The 18,051-nt window shown below is 63.5% G+C and carries 13 protein-coding genes and 1 pseudogene; 6 read left to right on the plus strand and 8 right to left on the minus strand.

Annotated features, from left to right (window positions below):
* The first annotated feature begins 3 nt into the window (after positions 1-3).
* A complete protein-coding gene (locus tag GTP69_RS21785; RefSeq protein WP_161056830.1) occupies positions 4-1,038 on the plus strand; it encodes a sensor histidine kinase in 1,035 nt (344 codons plus the stop codon).
* Entirely contained in the window at positions 1,038-1,748 is a 711-nt protein-coding gene (locus GTP69_RS21790) for a LytR/AlgR family response regulator transcription factor (protein WP_161056831.1), read from the plus strand. The genes GTP69_RS21785 and GTP69_RS21790 overlap by 1 nt, the downstream gene beginning before the upstream one ends.
* On the opposite strand, the gene GTP69_RS21795 is transcribed toward GTP69_RS21790, so the two are convergent.
* From GTP69_RS21795 to clpS, 7 genes are all read right to left on the minus strand, one after another.
* Entirely contained in the window at positions 1,743-3,026 is a 1,284-nt protein-coding gene (locus tag GTP69_RS21795) for an MFS transporter (protein WP_161056832.1), read from the minus strand. The two genes, GTP69_RS21790 and GTP69_RS21795, sit on opposite strands and share 6 nt — an antisense overlap.
* Before the next feature lie 31 nt (positions 3,027-3,057).
* Positions 3,058-5,487, minus strand: coding sequence for an FtsX-like permease family protein (locus tag GTP69_RS21800; protein WP_161056833.1), 2,430 nt, complete (start codon positions 5,485-5,487; stop codon positions 3,058-3,060).
* A 128-nt stretch (positions 5,488-5,615) separates the two neighbouring features.
* Complete coding sequence (locus GTP69_RS21805; RefSeq protein WP_229261086.1) at positions 5,616-8,960, minus strand: S41 family peptidase; 3,345 nt, start codon at positions 8,958-8,960, stop codon at positions 5,616-5,618.
* Between the two features lie 65 nt (positions 8,961-9,025).
* A complete protein-coding gene (locus GTP69_RS21810) occupies positions 9,026-9,937 on the minus strand; it encodes a hypothetical protein (RefSeq protein ID WP_161056834.1) in 912 nt (303 codons plus the stop codon).
* Positions 9,938-9,946: 9 nt separating this feature from the next.
* Entirely contained in the window at positions 9,947-11,671 is a 1,725-nt protein-coding gene (locus tag GTP69_RS21815; protein ID WP_161056835.1) for a hypothetical protein, read from the minus strand.
* A 162-nt stretch (positions 11,672-11,833) separates the two neighbouring features.
* On the minus strand, positions 11,834-14,140 hold the full coding sequence (gene clpA, locus GTP69_RS21820) for an ATP-dependent Clp protease ATP-binding subunit ClpA (RefSeq protein WP_161056836.1): 2,307 nt from the start codon (positions 14,138-14,140) through the stop codon (positions 11,834-11,836).
* Entirely contained in the window at positions 14,137-14,439 is a 303-nt protein-coding gene (clpS, locus tag GTP69_RS21825) for an ATP-dependent Clp protease adapter ClpS (RefSeq protein WP_017876854.1), read from the minus strand. The genes clpA and clpS overlap by 4 nt, the downstream gene beginning before the upstream one ends.
* 325 nt (positions 14,440-14,764) lie before the next feature.
* Here clpS and cspE point away from each other — a divergent pair, with 325 nt between their 5' ends.
* The 4 genes and pseudogenes from cspE (at position 14,765) to rfbD (ending at position 16,639) form a co-directional block, all read left to right on the plus strand.
* Complete coding sequence (gene cspE / locus GTP69_RS21830) at positions 14,765-14,968, plus strand: transcription antiterminator/RNA stability regulator CspE (RefSeq protein WP_038495037.1); 204 nt, start codon at positions 14,765-14,767, stop codon at positions 14,966-14,968.
* Positions 14,969-15,091: 123 nt separating this feature from the next.
* Positions 15,092-15,223: pseudogene (locus GTP69_RS21835) on the plus strand (glucose-1-phosphate thymidylyltransferase RfbA); the annotation flags it as partial.
* A gap of 13 nt (positions 15,224-15,236) precedes the next feature.
* Positions 15,237-15,785, plus strand: a complete 549-nt coding sequence (rfbC, locus tag GTP69_RS21840) for a dTDP-4-dehydrorhamnose 3,5-epimerase (protein ID WP_161056837.1) — start codon at positions 15,237-15,239, stop codon at positions 15,783-15,785.
* Complete coding sequence (gene rfbD / locus GTP69_RS21845) at positions 15,782-16,639, plus strand: dTDP-4-dehydrorhamnose reductase (protein WP_161056838.1); 858 nt, start codon at positions 15,782-15,784, stop codon at positions 16,637-16,639. The genes rfbC and rfbD overlap by 4 nt, the downstream gene beginning before the upstream one ends.
* A gap of 36 nt (positions 16,640-16,675) precedes the next feature.
* Here the strand turns inward: rfbD and icd are convergent, their stop codons facing one another.
* The gene (gene icd, locus GTP69_RS21850) at positions 16,676-17,932 is read right to left on the minus strand and encodes an NADP-dependent isocitrate dehydrogenase (RefSeq protein ID WP_161056839.1); all 1,257 of its coding nucleotides are present in this window, start codon (positions 17,930-17,932) and stop codon (positions 16,676-16,678) included.
* Between the last annotated feature and the right edge of the window lie 119 nt (positions 17,933-18,051).

Raw genomic sequence — 18,051 nt, forward strand, 5'->3', positions numbered from 1 at the left:
ATCATGAACGATACACGTCCGCTGATCGCGCGCCTGAACTGGTATTGGATCTTCCAACTGGCCGGCTGGGGCTTCCTGCCGCTGATGTCCTTCACGTTCGGCGCGTGGCGAATGCCGGGCCTGATGTGGGTCATGGTCTGGGGTGCGGTCAGCGGCGTGCTGATTACCGATCTGTGGCATCGCCTACTGAAACGGCGCATGCGCAACGGCCAGCGCACCAGCTGGAAACGGGTGGGGGTCGCGGTGCTGGTGCTTGGCACCATCCACACCTGTGTGCAGTACGTCGGCTACCTGGTGTTCCAGTCCAACGTCGTGGCGCGCGGTTTTGGCTGGGTGCCGTCCGCCCTGCTGTCATGGTGGGCGATCTACCTGGTGTGGAATATCTTCTACATGGCGGTGATCTCACTGCGGCGCGCCAACCGCGCGGAGTCGGAGGCGCTGCGGCTGGAAGTCGCCGCCAAGGATGCGGAGCTGCGCGCCTTGCAGGCGCAGGTCAATCCGCACTTCTTCTTCAACAGCATGAACAGCGTGCGCGCGCTGATTTACGAAGACGCCGATGCCGCCGCCATGATGATCGACCAGTTGGCCAGCGTGATGCGCTACGCGCTGCAATCGGGCCATCACGAAACGGTGCCGCTGGCGGCGGAGATGGAGGCGGTGCAGGCTTACCTGGCCATCGAGAAGATCCGCTTTGAAGAACGCATGCGCGTAAGCGTGGACATCGGCATCGGGCTGGATCAGGTGCGCATTCCGCCGATGGCGCTGCAAACGCTGGTGGAGAACGCGGTCAAGTACGGCGTCGAGGCCAGCCCCACCGGCAGCGAGATCCGCATCCGCGCGCAGCGCATGGACAACGGCGCGGTGCATATTGAAATCGCCAACCTTGGCGCGATTGTACCGTTTGCGAATTCCACCAAAGTGGGACTGGTCAACACGCGCAAGCGCCTGTTGCTGGCATTGGGCGACAACGCGCAACTGGATTTATCCGAAAACAGTGGCTGGGTACGCGCCACCATGACTTTACCGGAGGCTGCCTGATGCGGGCATTGCTGATTGACGACGAGCGCCTTGCGCGCGCCGAACTGCGACGCCTGCTGGCGGCGCATCCCGATGTGGAGATTGTGGGCGAAGCGGTCAACGCCGCCGATGGCTTGCAGCAGATCGCCATGCTCAAGCCGGACCTCATTTTCCTCGACGTGCAGATGCCTGGCGGCTCCGGCTTCGACATGCTGGCGGCGCTGGAGGAAACGCCGGAGGTGATCTTCACCACCGCCTTCGACCAGTATGCCTTGCAGGCGTTTGAGGTGAACGCGCTGGATTATCTGCAGAAACCGATCCAGGCGACGCGCATGGCGGCGGCCTTGCAGCGCTGCGCGCTGCGCCATCAACGCATCACCGCTGCCGCGCTGGCGCCATCGACGGCGCGCAAGCTGTTCATCAAGGACGGCGAGCGATGCTGGTTCGTGCCGGTGCAGGACATCCGCCTGTTTGAATCGGACGGCAACTACACCCGCGTGTACTTCGAACACCAGCAGCCGCTGATGCTGCGCTCACTCAATCAGCTGGAAGAAAAACTCGATCCCGAGCGCTTTTTCCGCGCCAGCCGCCGCCACATCGTCAACCTCGATTTCATTGAACAGGTCGAGCCTAACGAAGCGGGCGGACTGGATCTGACGCTGCGCGACCAGTTGCAAGTGGAAGTCTCGCGCCGCCGCGCCGCGCAGTTCAAGGCGTTGACTAGCCTATAGTTCCGGAATTGGCCGCACCACCAGGTAGCGGTACGACATGGCGCCGAGGAAGGCGATGCCGGCGCCGGTCAGCAACGCCGGCACAAAGGACCAGGACTGCGCGATATAGCCGGTCAACACCGGAGCCAATGCGCCACCGAGGAAGCCACCGAAGTTTTGCAACGCGCACAGCGACGCAATGCGGCTCGGCGGCGCCGCCACCGTTGCCAGCGACCAGGCGCAAGCCGATGAAGCATTGGCCAGGAAAATGACGATGGAGATGCACGCCACCGCCACCACATTACTCTCCACCAGCGCCGCCGGAATCGTGAACGCCACCATGCCCAGCGTGGACACCACCACGGCGTTGCGGCGGCCGAGCAGCGGCGATGCCGCGCGCTGTGCCACGCGATCAGAAGCCCAACCGGCGATCAGCGCGCCGGCAAAGCCGCACATGAACGGAATGGCGGCGGCAATGCCGACATGGGCAAACGCCATATGCCGCTCCGCGCGCAGGTAGCCCGGCAGCCAAGTGAGATAAACCCAATTCAGATATACAGAACCAAAGAAGCCGAGCATCATGCCCCACGTGGTGCGATAGCGGAATAGCGCCAGCCAGGAAGTAGCCACGGGTTTAGCAGCAGCGTCGCGCGATGCGGCCACTTCAAGATAAGCACATTCCTCCGCGCTCATTTGCTGGTGAACGGGATCGCGGTACAACGTCAGCCAGACCACTGCCGCCATGAGTCCCATCGCTCCGGTCACGAAGAAGGCCCAGTGCCAGCTGGTCGCGGCGATCAGCGGCGGCAGGCACAAAGGCGCCAGCGCCACGCCCAGCGGCGATGCGGAATTGAAGATGCCTGTCGGCGTGCCGCGCGCGCGTACCGGGAACCAGTTGCTGACCACCCGCGCCGCCGACGGAAATTGCGGCGCCTCGCCGATGCCCAGCGCAATGCGGGCGATGACGAACCAGCCGAAGGTGGATGCCAGCCCGCCGGCCGCCTGCGCCACCGACCACACCACCAGCCCGATGCCGAGCAGCCAGCGCGGCCCGATCCGGTCCACCAGGGCGCCAACCGGCAGCTGGCACAAGGCGTAGCTCCACGAGAAGGCCGACAGCAGCAAGCCCATTTGGCCCAGCGACAGCCCCAGGTCGGCGCGGATATATTCGTTGGCCACGGCCAGCGTGGCGCGGTCCAGGTAGTTGATGACGCCGCACACCACCAGCAATACAAGGGCCAGTGCCTGGCGGCGGCGGATACGGGAAGATGGTTGTAAGCTTGTCGTTATATTTATCATTTGGCGCCATTGTACGACACCGCCAAATTCACTAACTGCGCAACGCTTCCACCGGCGACAGGCGCATGGCGAGCCAGGCGTGGCGGCTGATGGCGCTGAGCGCGATCAGCAGCGTCAACGCCAGTGCGAACAGCAAGGTCCAGTAGCCCACCGGCGCACGTTCGACATAGCCGGCCAGATAGCGCTGGATCGCAATCGCCGCCAGCGGCAGGCCGATTGCGGCAGCAATCAGTATCAGCGTGCCGATTTCGCGCAACACCAGCAAGCCGATGTCGCCGCGCCGCGCGCCGTGCAGTTTGCGCAGGACGATTTCCCTGGCGCGGCGCTGCACCGTGTTCGCGGACAAAACATAGGTGCCGACGCCGGCGATGATCAGCGCCAGGCAGGTGGCGCTGGCCAGCAGCTTGGCCATGCGCGCGTCCTCGGCGTAGTTCACGGCCAGCACCTCGCCGGCGCGGTGCATGCGCAATAGCGATTCGGGGAAGTAGCGTGGCCACAGTTCGCGCACCGCGCGTTCAACGTCGGCCAGCGGGCCATGCACGCGCGCGGTCAGCGAAGCACCGGCGGTGCGCAATTCGTAGGCGGTGGGACGTGGTGCTTCGCGCAGCGAGTGGAAACGCAATTCAGGTGCGATGCCGACGATGGTCTTGCGGATCGTCTTGTTGTCGAAGCCCGTGAACAAGACCGTTTCTCCGACTGCCGCCTGCGGCGACGCGAAGCCGAGTGCGCGCGCGGCGATGGCGTTGATCACCACCGGCACCACGTCGTCATCGGTATCCACGCTACGCTGGAACAAGCGCCCCGCTACAGGCTGGATGTGCAACTGCTCGAAGAAATTGGTGCTGACCGATTTCATCTCCATGGTCGCAGCCTGGCCGCCAGGCCGTTGCAGGTCGCGCGACCAGCTCCAGTCCAGGCGTCCGACCGGATCATCCGAAATGACGACGCCGTCCACGCCGGCCTGCGCCGACAGTGCGGTATAGAATCCGCGCGCCGTCGCGCTATCCTTGACGCGCTCCGGCATGTCCACCACCAGCAGCGGCTCCGGATCGAAGCCCGGCGATGAAGTCAATGCGTAATGGGTTTGCCAGGCGATGGCGATGCTGACGCCGGCCAAGGCCATGGCCGCCGAAATCTGTATCACCGTCAGCACGCGCCGCAAGCGCATGCTGGTGCCGGACTCGGTGCCGGGACGGCCAGCCAGCACCTGCGTCGGATGCACGCGCAGCGCAATCACAGCAGGATAGACCGCGCTCACCACGCCCAGCAAGGCGCCGATGCCGAAGGCCGCCACGATGTTCGACGCCGTGAACATATTGTCCAGCTGCCGGTTGACCAGTTCTGAAAACATCGGCAACGCCAGCCAGGCCAGCAACAGTCCCAGTATGGTCGCCAGCATCGATACCAGCAGCGACTCCAGCATAAACTGCAACAGCAGTTGCGGCAAGCCGGCGCCCAGCACCTTGCGCATCGCCACCTCGCGCTGGCGCCGCAGCACCCGCACCGTGGCCAGGTTGACGTAGTTGATCGCCGCCAGCACCAGTATCAGCACGGCGATGGCGGCCAGTCCGGCAATCACCACCGGATCGCCACGGTCGCCCACCACCGCGATGGTGCTGCGCAGGTTCTGGGTGAAATAGGCGCCCCGCAGTGGCGACAGCGAGATGTCCATGGTCTTGCGCTTGCCCAGGCGCGCCATCACCTCGGCAGGGAAGCTTTGCACGCTCGGCGTGTGATCCACCACCTGTTGCAGGCTATCGGTCAGCGCGGCGATGGAAGTGCCAGGACGGACGCGAATCAGTATCTTGCCGATCCATCCGTGCTCTCCGGTCACCATCTCGTGGCGAACCTCTTCGGCGAAGGTGGAGTTCACGCCGAACAGCATCTCGAATGGAATGGTGGTATTCGACGGCGGCGTGGCGACGACGGCGCCCACCTGCTGCGGCTTGCCTTCCATGTGGACGATGCGCCCAACCACGTCGGCGCTGCCGAAGTAGCGCAGCGCCGTCGCCTCGGTCAGCACGATGCGGTCTGGCCGTTCCAGCGCACCGGGCAAGTCACCGTACAACGCGCGCAGGCCCAGTATGCGTTCAAAGCCCGGCAGCACCACCAGCGCGCGCACGCGCAGCATCTTGCGGTCGATGCGGACGGCGATCGGCATCACTTCCTCGCGCGCTGGAATGTAGCTGGTGGCGTCGATCACGCCGGGCAGCTTCAGCGCCGCGTTCCGCAGGAACATCGGCGCCAGGTCGTATAGCGGTTCGGTGGGATCGACATTGAAGCGGTGGCGAACGACGTAGATGTTGTCGACGTCCGGCACGAAGGCATCGTACTCCAGCGAGTAGCGCACGAAGCCAAGCAGCAGCAGGCACGCCGCGAGTCCCGCGCTCAATCCGAGCATGACCGCCAGCGTGTATGCCGGTTCCTGTATCAATGTGCGCCAGCCGATGCGAAAGTCCATGTGTGTCCCGTTTATTGTGAGTTTGCGGATTCAGATTGCAAACTCCGTGCCACATGAATTAATGCGCTGGCGGCGGGCGCGGTGTGCGGAAATGAACGCTATCGCCGGCACAGCGGCCAAGCCGGTGTTCACTTCTGGACAGTCCGCCCCGGTATCACCTGCGGGTTGTAGGGCTTGACCGGCTGCTCCTTCAGCTTTTTATCCAGCAGTTGCAGCGCCACTTCCAGCTGGCGGTCCTGGCCCTGATAGGTGGCGTGCGGCGGATTGTCCACCAACACGTCCGGCGTCACGCCCACGCCTTCGATCAGCCACTGGCCGTCCTGCGAATTGAACTGGCCCATCTCGGCCACGCGCGCCATGCCGTTGTCGCTGAGGCGATTGTTATCGCTCAGCCAGACGCCGGCGCCGGCGGTGCGCTTGCCGACCAGCGGCCCCAGTCCCAGCGCCTTGATACCGGCCGCGAAGGTCTCGCCGTCCGAATACGTGTATTCATCCACCAGCACCACCAGGTGGCCGCGGAAGGTGTTCTGCATATTCGGCGACGGCGCCACGCCCGGCGGCGCCCAGAAGGCCCACGCCTTGCGCAGCAGCTTCTCGATGATCCAGCTATCGATATTGCCGCCGTTGTTGCGGCGGACGTCGATGATCAGGCCTTCGCGGTTGACGTTGGCGTAGAAGTCGCGCGCGAAGGCGGCGATGTCGTTGGCTCCCATGGCGCGCAGATGCAGGTAGCCGATGCGGCCCCTGGAGTCAGCGTCCACCTGGCGCGCGCGCGATTGTTCCCAGTCGCTGTAACGCAGCGCGAACTGCTTGGTCATATTCACCGGCAGCACGATCACCTGGCGCGTGTCGTTCTTGCGCTTTACCTGCAACAGCACCTGCTTGTCGGCCTGGTTGAGCAGCAGGTCGGCGATGTCGCGCGCTTCCAGCACCGGCTTGCCGTTGACGGCGGTGATGATGTCGCCCTCCTTCACATCGACGCCGGCTTGCGCCAGCGGGCCGCGTTGCGTCGGCAGTTCCGGTTCGCTGGCGTAGATATGGTCGACGCGGTAGCCGTCTGCTGTGCGCGTCAGCAGCGCGCCCAGGCCGGCCGGCGTGCCTTCCGGCGTCGAGCGGCGGATGTCGCCCGGCGCGATCTGCGAGTGCAGCGCGCCGACTTCGCTGATCATCATGCCCAGCACGTCGTTGAGTTCCGCGCGGTCGGTCACGCGGTCCACCAGCGGCGCGTACTTGGCGCGTACCGCAGGCCAGTCTGCCCCGCGCATCTTGACGTCGTACAGGAAGTCGCGATGCATGCGCCAGGCGTCGTTGAACATCTGCTTCCACTCCAGGCGCGGATTGGAGACGAAGGTCCAGTCATCCACCTTGACCTTGGCCTTGCTGACATCCGCCGGCGCCTTGGCGCCCGCCTCCACCACCAGCATGTCGCCCGGACCGGTGGCGGCCAGCGTGCGGTAGTAGACGTGCTTCTTGTCGGTCGACAGGTCGAACTCGCGCACGCCGGCCGCAAACACTTCCGGCTTCGGCTCGTTGCTGGCGATGGCCAGCGTTTTCAGCGCGGCCTTGCCTTCGGCGCCGTCGGCGTCGATGAAGTACAGGCGCTTGTCGTCGATTTGCAGGCCGCGATAATTGCCCGCTGCCAGCGGCACTTCGTACAGGCGCTCGGCCAGGCCGGCGTAGACGATGGCCGGCAGCGCTTTGCCGGACGGCTTGGCGACAGCGGTTTTGGCGACGACTTTTTCGGCGGCTTTTTCAGCGGCTTTCTCCGCCGCCTGCTCGGTCGCGCCTTCGGCCGGTTTGTCGGCCGGCTTGCTCAGCTCATCGTCCGGCTTGAACGGGAAGCGGTTGTCCGGTTGCAGCGCCAGTGCGTAGATGCCGGTACGCTTGTCGAACACCGGCCCCATGTTGCGATCGCCCCACGGCGAGCCGTTGGCCAGCGTGAAGTTGCGCGCCGACAGGAAGTACAACCATTTGCCATCCGGCGAGAACACCGGCGAACGCGAGGTGTAGCGGTCGCTGGTGACGAAATTCAGCGTCTTCGCATCGAGGTTGTACAGGCCGATCTGGTCGCGCTGCTCGGTGCTGCCGGCGCGCACCAGCGCCAGATTCTTGCTGTCCGGCGACCACAGGATTTCCTCGTAATCGCCGGCGCCGGTCTTGCCGGCATCGTCGATGATGGTGTTGGTCTTGGTGGCCAGGTCCAGCACCCAGAAGCGGCCCTTCTTGTCGGTGTGGCCCAGCCAGCGGCCGTCCGGCGACGGGTACAGCTTCCAGCGGTGGTTGGTGCCGTCGCGAGTCAACTGCTCCCCCTTGCCGGAACCGTCGGCGGCGAATTTCCAGATTTCGTTTTCGCCGGTGGTGTCGACGATGGCGTAGACGGCTTTGTCGTCGTGGCTGAAGACGGCGTCACGGGCGCGCGCGCCTTCCGGTATCGCGATCTCGACGCGGCGCTGGGCGCCGGTGCCGGCCACGCTGACGCGGCCGCGCGCGGTCAGCACGATGCGTTCGAACTTGCCGGCGATTTGCACGTTGGTCAGGGTTTCCAGCGGCGAGCGGATCTGGCGGGTGCGCTGCTGGTCGAAGTCCGACACCAGGTCGATCGCCAGTTTTTCATCCTTGCTGGCGGTCAGGTCCAGCACGTGCAGGTCGGCGCCCAGCTGGTAGACGATGCGGCCGTCGCCCATGGCGGCGTTGCGCACGTCCCAGTCGGTGTGCTGGGTCAGCGGACGCGGATCGCTGCCGTCGGCGGCCATGCTCCACAGATTGTCCGAGCCGCCACGGTCGCTGATGAAGTAGACCCGGCCCTGCCACCACATCGGGCGCTTGTTGTTGCCGCTGTCCGAGGCCAGCAGTTGCACCGCTTCGCTGCTGCCGCTGACGTCGTAGCGCCACAGCTGCGCGTAGGCGCCGCCGCGATACAGCTTGACGTTGTCGTTGGTGAGCGCCAGGCCGTTGCGGGTGAAGTACAGCGTCTTGCCGTCGTCGGCCAGCACGGCGTCGTTGGCGTCGGCCAGCGGGAAAATGCGGCGCTCCAGGTCGTTCGGCTTGACGGCGGCGATGACGAAATTGCGGCTCGGCCCGGTGCCGCCCGCCATGCTGACCAGCACTTCGCCTTGCGCGGTCCAGCCCAGCACCGTGACGGCGCCGTTTTCAAAGGTCAGGCGCTTGGGCAGGCCGCCCGCCAGCGGCATCACATAGGCTTCCTGTGCGCCTTCGTACGAGGCCGAGAAGGCCACCCACTGGCCGTCACGCGAGATGGCGGCGTTGGTCTCGGCCGACGGGTGCGTGGTCAGGCGCTGGGCCTGGCCGCCGTGCGCCGAGGTCTTCCACAGGTCGCCTTCGGCGGTGAAGATGACGGCCTCGCCACGGATGGCGGGATAGCGGTAGTAGGCGTCGGCGGCGGTGGCAACAGCGGCGGCGGACAGCAGGCCGGCGGACAACAACATCTGGGCAAGTGGACGAGACAGGTTCATGGCGCGGTGTCAGAGTGGTCGATACGGATCGGCCATTCTGGCACAGCTTGTTTCGCCGTGGAAGATTATCGGCAGCGTCTTTCATCGGAATAGCCGAACAGCACCACACCGAGGCTGCCAGTGGCTTCGTCCTCGCGCTCGTGGCCGACGCGGGTCTGCACCACTTCCACCGCCGTGAACTGGTGCGGCGCCAGCTTGAGCTCCCGCGCGCTGAGCACCAGCGCCTTGCGTTCGCCGCGTTCCAGTTCCAGCACCAGGCTGGCCGCTTGCCGGTTACCTTCTTCTGTGGCGCGGTGCAGCGCCAGCTGCTGCGGCCTGGCCGGCACCGGCTCGGCGCGCATCACGCGGGCCAGCCGGCGCAACGCGTCTTCCGCCAGCGGCCGCGCATTGACCGCGTAGGCGCCCGCCTCCGGCGCCGGATTGCCGGCCCAGAACACGAAGCTGTGACTGCCCGCCGTGTTGACCATGGCCGATTGCAGATTGTATTGCGCCCAGTGACGGTCGGTCATCGGCGACGGCGCCAGCGGACCGGGATCAAGTTCCGGCGGCGTGCAACTGACGTGCGCCAGCAGGCAGAAATGCGGCGGGATGATGGCCTGCTGCGGCGTCCAGATCATCTTTGGAAAAAGCGTGGGCCCGGTGACATCGCGCCCCGCCGCCGGCCACCTGGTGGTGAAGATCAGTTGCGGATTGACGAAGCCGGTGGCGGGATCGGCCCAGTACACCTGCAGCTTGACCGACACATTGGGCACGCCGCGATTGTCGACCTTGATGGTGATTTCCAGTGGTTCGTCCGGCAAGTAAGTCCCCGGCGGCGTGCTGTAGTTGACGCCCTGCACCTGGATGAATGGACACAGCCAGCTGGTCACCGGCGGCGTGACCTTGCTCAGCGGCCGCTGCGCACTGCGGCCTTCGTCGCCGTTGAAATACGGGATCACCAGCCAGGGATGGGAGGTGTCGATGTCGTCATGGTCCATGGCGGCTCCTCAGGCGACGGTTTGCGGATACGCCAGCAATACTTCCGGCACCGGGTCGTCGTTGATGGAACCGGCGGCGATGTCCCAGCACGGGTGGTGATTGTCGCGGTCGGCATCCATGTCGAGATTCGGACTGTCGTCGTCGCCGCGCGCCATCTGCGTCCACAGCGGCAAGGCGAAGCGGACCGCGGCCGTGACGTAGTTAGCGGGCGTAGCCGGCGGCACAAACGGTGGCGCGCCGGCGGCGGCGTGTTCGATCGGCGTGGTGGGTGCGGATTCGTAGCCGGCGTTGGGCTGGGCGCTGGCGCGGTGCGGGAACGGCGCCGCCGCCGGCGCGCTGGTGAACTGCGCGTGTACCGGTTGCCGCAGTTGCAGCTGGTTCGGGTAGATGATGCCGAACACGGCGAGGTAGTCGGCCGCATCGGAAAAGCTTTGCCACATGTAGAGTTGCAGTTGCTCCAGCACGTCGCAGATGTGGACCGCCTGATCGGTGGCGGAGAACGCGGTCAGCGCCTGGCCGTTGGTGCCGGGCTGCGGATCGGGGAAGCTGGGATCTTTTTTCGGGGCGCTGGCACCGCAGGCCTGACCCAACGTAATGATGCACAAAATGACGATGCCGATGACGATCAACACCGCCAGCAAGCCCGCCCAGCAGGTCTTGCTCTTGGTCTCTTCGCTGTCGGACTTGGAGATGCCGCCGCCCGGTGGCACGCCGATGTTGGTGGGTTTGACGCCGGTGTCCAGCGCGGCAAACGCTGTCGGATTGCTGGCCTTGCGGATTTCCAGCTGCACGCTGAGCGGCGCGGGCAGCGGCGGCATTTCGAACACCGCCAGCAGTTCCAGATGGCGCAGCAGGCGCTGGTAGCCGGTTTGCAGCTCCGGCAGCGGCGCGGTGATGCGCGTGTCGTAGGTGGCGGACAAGGTGTCGGTCAGCAGCTGGGCTATGGCTGGCGGCAGTTGCGGCGGCAGGGACGGCGCGCCCCAGCGCAGCTGCTGTGCCAGCTTCTTCAGCGATGGCAGGCCGGCATGGGTGTCGCGCAGCCAGGCGCCGGCGGCGTACTTGGCCAGGCGGTCGCGGTACGGATGGGCGCGGCGCGGACCGCCCACCGTGCGTGACTGCCAGGCGCTGCCGGCGACGTTGCCGCCATAGCCGGCCAGCGCGCCAAAGGCGAAGGCCAGTGCGCCGCTGTCCTTGCCGGCGGCGGCGGTCAGGTTGCGGACGAAGGCGTCGGTGCGGCGCGCGAGGAACAGGTCGCCCCAGTTCCAGTCCGGTGTTTTACTGTCTGCCTGGCGCGGGTGGCGGGCCACGTAGCGTGGCGGCGACATTTGCGCCGGCAAGGCCATGGCGGCAGTGATCAGTTCCGTGGTGCGGTGTTCCAGGCCGTTAAGCAGCGCGTTGGCCTGGTTGAATTTGTCGACCGCGTCGGGTGCGGCGGGGTTGGTCAGCGCGGATTCCAGGCCGGCGCGGGCGGTGCTGACGTCGCTGTAGATGGCGAGGCCGTCGCGCCACAGGTCGGCGGCGTCTTGCAGCATGGTGAGTTCGCTGTCGTCGCTGGAGGCATGGGCCAGCAGGTGGTCGGTCAGCGCGCCCAGCATGGCCAGGTCGCTGTCGTTGTGGAGGGCGTCAAGCGCTCGGGCTTGGGCTTTTTGCTCGGCGGCGGCGCTGTAGGTGGCGGCCTTGAGCTGTGCGCGCAATCCGTCCAGCACGGCCAGATGGCCGAAATAATCGATCATGGCATCCTCCGCCGACGTATTGATAGCGTTCCAACTTCGGCTATCTTGCGCCTGGCGGGTGCAGCGATTTTGATCTGGATCAGACGTATGCGGCACCTGCGCAACCCGCACTGCGCTGCGGCGCGGGGTGAAAAAAAGCCCGCTTGGTAGCGGGCTTTTTGCTTACTCAACTTCGACGGTTTCCGGTGGCGGCGCTGGCGCTGCATCCGGCGGTTCCGGGAACTCCAGCTTGACGTTGTCCTTCTCGTCCAGATCCACGGTCACCTTGCCGCCAGTGACCAGGCGACCGAACAGCAGTTCGTCGGCCAGCGCCTTGCGGATCATGTCCTGGATCAGGCGCGACATCGGACGCGCACCCATCAGCGGGTCGAAACCTTTCTTCGCGAGGAAAGTCCGCAGCTTCTCGGTGAAGATCGCTTCAACTTTCTTCTCGTGCAGCTGCTCTTCCAGCTGCATCAGGAACTTGTCGACCACGCGCAGGATGATTTCCTCGTCCAGCGCGCGGAAGCTGATGATCGCATCCAGACGGTTGCGGAACTCCGGCGTGAACATGCGCTTGATGTCGCCCATTTCGTCGCCAGCCTGCTTGGTGTTGGTGAAACCGATCGACGACTTCTGCAAACTCTCGGCGCCCGCATTGGTGGTCATGATGATGATCACGTTGCGGAAGTCGGCCTTGCGTCCGTTGTTGTCGGTCAGCGTGCCATGGTCCATCACCTGCAGCAGGATGTTGAAGATGTCCGGATGGGCTTTTTCAATCTCATCCAGCAACAGCACCGTGTGCGGTTTCTTGGTGATGGCTTCGGTCAGCAGGCCGCCCTGGTCGAAACCAACGTAACCCGGCGGCGCACCGATCAGGCGCGACACGGCATGACGCTCCATGTACTCCGACATGTCGAAGCGCACCAGCTCGACGCCCAGGATGAAGGCCAGCTGTTTCGCCACCTCGGTCTTGCCGACGCCGGTAGGACCGGAGAACAGGAAAGAACCGATCGGCTTGTCGGTCTTGCCCAGGCCGGCGCGCGCCATCTTGATCGCCGACGCCAACGCCTCGATCGCCGGATCCTGGCCGAACACCACGTTGCGCAGATCGCGGTCGATGGTTTGCAGCTTGCTGCGGTCGTCCTGATTGACGGTCTGCGGCGGGATACGGGCGATCTTGGAGATGATGTCCTCGATCTCGGTCTTGCCGATGGTTTTCTTCTGCTTCGATTTCGGCAGGATGCGTTGTGCTGCACCGGCTTCGTCGATGACGTCGATGGCCTTGTCTGGCAGGTGACGGTCGTTGATGAAGCGGGCCGCCAGTTCCGCCGCAGTCGACAGCGCCGACGACGAATATTTCACGCCATGGTGCTCTTCGAAGCGCGACTTCAGGCCGCGCAGGATCTGCACGGTCTGCTCGACGGTCGGTTCATTGACGTCCACCTTCTGGAAGCGGCGGCTCAGCGCGTGATCCTTCTCGAACACGCCACGGAATTCCGTGTAGGTGGTCGCGCCGATGCACTTCAGCTGGCCGTTGGCCAATGCCGGTTTCAGCAGGTTGGACGCGTCCAGCGTGCCGCCCGAAGCCGAGCCGGCGCCGATGATGGTGTGGATTTCGTCGATGAACAGGATGCCGTTCGGATTGTCCTTCAATTGCTTGAGGACCGACTTCAGGCGCTGTTCAAAGTCACCGCGGTACTTGGTGCCGGCCAGCAGCGCGCCCATGTCCAGCGAATACACCACGGCATTCGTCAGAATTTCCGGCACGTCGCCCTGGGTGATGCGGTAGGCCAGGCCCTCGGCGATGGCGGTCTTGCCGACCCCGGCTTCGCCCACCAGCAACGGATTGTTCTTGCGGCGACGGCACAGGATCTGGATCACGCGATCCACTTCGTCTTCGCGGCCGATCAGCGGATCGATCTTGCCATCGGCAGCCGATTTATTGAGGTTCTGGGTGAACTGGTCGAGCGGGCTTTCCTTGCTTTGGCCTTCGCCGGCCGGGGCGCCCTCTTCCACGCCTTCCGACGCCTTGGCGGTGTCGGACTGCTGATCCTTGCGCACGCCGTGCGAGATGAAATTGACCACGTCGAGGCGGGTCACGCCCTGCTGGTGCAGGTAGTACACCGCGTGCGAGTCTTTTTCACCGAAGATGGCGACCAGCACGTTGGCGCCGGTCACTTCCTTCTTGCCATTCGACGCCGACTGGACGTGCATGATGGCGCGCTGGATTACGCGCTGGAAACCGAGCGTCGGCTGGGTATCGACCTCGCCCGTGCCGGGCACGGTCGGGGTGTTGTCACCAATAAAATTGGTCAGCGTTTTGCGCAGATCTTCAATGTTGACGGCGCATGCGCGCAACACTTCGGCAGCCGAAGGGTTGTCTAGCAAGGCCAGCAGCAAGTGCTCCACCGTGATGAATTCGTGGCGCGCCTGTCGGGCTTCGACAAACGCCATATGCAAACTTACTTCCAATTCCTGCGCAATCATACTTCCTCCATCACGCACTGCAGGGGGTGGCCTGCCTTGCGCGCATGCGTTAAAACAAACTCCACTTTGGTACAGGCTATATCTTTAGAGAACACGCCGCACACTCCTTTGCCGTAGCGGTGAACACTGAGCATTATTTGCGTGGCTGTTTCACGGTCTTTATTGAAATACTCCTGAATCACGGCCACCACGAACTCCATCGGTGTGTAGTCGTCATTGAGCAGCGCCACCTGGTACAACGGTGGCGGCTTCAGCGTTTGCCGCTCCAAGAGGGTTTCGGTGTCATGCTTGGTTGCCATACGCTTATATTCTAATGCTTTCGGGGTTGATGCAATGTGCATTTCGCTGCACATATCCAATTGTTTTCCATCTTACGCGCTTTCTGAACTTGACGCAGATGGCGTCCTATTCCGCAAAATCAAGAGTTGCGTTTCCACCAATCGTTGGAAAAGTAGCAAAATGCATACAAATCTGCTTGACATTCAAAATTGGTCCGCTAACAATGCGTTATCGGCTTCGTGCAGAAATGTACACGTTGATAAGAAGTGGGCGTGAGGAGAGGGGCAGGAAGCTTCTTGCTTTTATGGCTCGTGTGATCTAGTTTTAATTTAGAAAGTTCTTTTTATGGCAACTGGTACTGTTAAGTGGTTCAATGATTCCAAAGGCTTTGGCTTCATCACTCCAGATGACGGCGGTGAAGATTTGTTCGCTCACTTCTCCGCAATCAACATGAACGGTTTTAAGACCTTGAAAGAAGGTCAAAAAGTTCAGTTCGAAGTCACGCAAGGCCCTAAAGGCAAGCAAGCTTCCAATATCCAGGCTGGCTAATTTCAGCCTCCTGCACTCCGCACTCCGGAGAACAGCCCTACGGCCCGGTCGATTTATTTCGTCCGGGCCGTTGTTCATTGTGCCGTACCGGACCGCGATCTGTATTTTTTGGACCACAAACGCGTCAACATCAACTATGCCGCGCCGCCGTCGCCGGATGGCCGGGCGCTGGCCTCCATCATCGACATGGAGTTCGTCGGCGACTCGCCATCGGCACTGATCCTGGGCAATAATATCTACTACGGTAATGACCTAAGGTGGTACAACGATGAATGTGATTAAGACGCCGCTGGAAGGCTTGCTGGTGCTGGAGCCGAAGGTATTTGGCGATGACCGTGGTTTTTTCTTTGAGAGTTTCAACGCCAGGCGCTTTGGCGAGCTGACCGGCTATACCGGTGAATTCGTGCAGGACAACCACTCGCGCTCGTCCAAAGGCGTGCTGCGCGGCCTGCACTATCAAATCCAGCAGGCCCAGGGCAAGCTGGTGCGCGCCACCGCCGGTTCGGTGTTTGATGTCGTTGTCGATATCCGCAAGAGCTCGCCGACCTTCGGCCAGTGGTTCGGCATTGAACTGTCGGCCGAGAACAAGCGCCAGGTGTGGATACCGCCCGGTTTCGCGCACGGCTTCGTGGTGACCTCCGACGCCGCCGAGTTCCTGTACAAGACCACCGACTACTGGGCGCCTGAGCATGAGCGCGCCATCCTGTGGAACGACCCGGCGATCGGCATCGAATGGCCGGCGCTGGAAACGGCGCCGCTGCTGTCTGGCAAGGACCAGGCGGCTTCGCTGCTTGCCAATGCCGAGGTGTTCGCATGAAAGTGCTGCTGACTGGCAGCACCGGCCAGGTCGGTTACGAGCTGGCGCGCAGCCTGCAGGGCGTGGGCGACGTGGTGGCGGTGGACCGCAACGTCATGGACCTGTCCAACCTGGACCAGGTGCGCGAGGTGATCCGCAGCGTCAAGCCGCAGCTGATCGTCAATCCGGCCGCCTACACGGCGGTGGACAAGGCCGAGAGCGAACCGGAGCTGGCCTACCGCATCAACGCCGAAGCGCCCGGCGTGATGGCGGAAGAAGCCAAGAAGCTCGGCGCGGCGCTGGTGCACTATTCGACCGACTACGTGTTCGACGGTTCGCAGCCGTCCGCGCGGGGGGAAGACGATGCGGTCGCCCCGCTGAACGTCTACGGCGCCAGCAAGCTGGCCGGCGAGCAGGCGATTGCCGCAGCCGGCATTCCGCACCTGATCTTCCGCACCAGTTGGGTGTACGGCATGCGCGGCAAGAACTTCCTGCTGACCATGCTGCGCCTGGCCAAGGAACGCGACGAACTGCGCGTGGTGGCCGATCAGCACGGCGCGCCGACCTGGAGCCGCACCATCGCCGATACCACGGCGCAGGTGCTGTCGCAGGCGCACGCCGGCGGCACTGCGTGGTGGGACCAGAACAGCGGCATCTACCACCTGAGCGCGCAAGGCCAGACCACCTGGCATGAGTTCACCCAGGCCATCATCGAAGAGGCTGGCTTGTCGTGCAATGTGCTGCCGATCACCACCGCCGACTACCCTACTCCGGCCAAGCGGCCACAGTACTCGGTGATGTCGTCCGAGCGACTGATGGCGCGCTTCTGCCATCTGCCGGACTGGAAGACGGCGTTGCAACTCTGCATGCGCTAACCGCGCAAAAAGAAAAAGCGGCCGAGGCCGCTTTTTTTATTCCATCTGCTCGATCACGACATCGCCAAAGCCGGAACACGAGACCTGCACCGCGTTTTCCATCAAACGCGCGAAGTCGTAGGTGACGTGCTTGGAGGTGATGGCCTTGCCCATGGCCTTGATGATCAGGTCGGCCGCTTCGGTCCAGCCCATGTGGCGCAGCATCATTTCCGCCGACAGGATCAGCGAGCCAGGATTCACATAATCCTTGCCGGCGTATTTCGGCGAGGTGCCGTGGGTGGCTTCAAACATCGCCACCGAGTCCGACATATTGGCGCCCGGCGCAATGCCGATGCCGCCCACTTGCGCCGCCAGCGCGTCCGACATGTAGTCGCCGTTCAGGTTCAGGGTGGCGATCACGCTGTACTCGGCCGGACGCAGCAGGATCTGCTGCAGGAAGGCGTCGGCGATCGAATCCTTGATCAGGATGTCGCGGCCGGTCTTCGGATTCTTGAACTTGCACCACGGGCCGCCGTCGATCAGCTCGGCGCCGAACTCCTTCTGCGCCAGCGCATAAGCCCAGTCGCGGAAGCCGCCTTCGGTGTACTTCATGATGTTGCCCTTGTGCACAATCGTCACCGATGGCTTGTCGTGGTCGATGGCGTACTGGATCGCCTTGCGCATCAGGCGCTCGGTGCCCTCCACCGACACCGGCTTGATGCCCAGGCCGGAGGTCTCAGGGAAGCGGATCTTGTTGACGCCCAGTTCCTTGACCAGGAAATCGATCAGGCGCTTGGCGCCTTCCGAGCCCTGCTCGAATTCGATGCCGGCGTAGATGTCTTCCGAGTTCTCGCGGAAGATCGCCATATTGGTTTTTTCCGGCTCTTTCAGTGGCGACGGCACGCCGGTAAAATAACGCACCGGACGCAGGCAGACATACAGGTCCAGCTGCTGGCGCAGCGCCACGTTGAGCGAGCGGATGCCGCCGCCCACCGGCGTGGTTAGCGGGCCCTTGATCGAGACCACGTAGTCCTTGACGGCCGCCACGGTTTCTTCCGGCAGCCAGACGTCGGGACCGTAGACCTGGGTCGACTTTTCGCCCGCGAACACCTCCATCCACTTGATCTGGCGGCGGCCGCCGTAGGACTTGGCCACTGCCGCATCGACCACCTTCAGCATCACCGGCGTGACGTCGCGGCCAGTGCCGTCGCCAACGATATAGGGAATGATCGGGTTATCTGGTACATTCAGGGAAAAATCCGCGTTGACGGTAATTTTCTGGCCGTCCGCCGGTACTTGGATATGTTGGGACATGCGTGGTTCTCCGAGGGGAAATACTAGTCTTCTATAAGATATAAGACGCCTGTTTTACATTATGCCCCAGTACGTAGTGAGGCGCCATGGTTTTCAAGCCTACACCAATTTCAGTTTTC

Source organism: Duganella levis (genome assembly GCF_009857605.1).
Lineage (GTDB): Bacteria > Pseudomonadota > Gammaproteobacteria > Burkholderiales > Burkholderiaceae_D > Rugamonas > Rugamonas levis.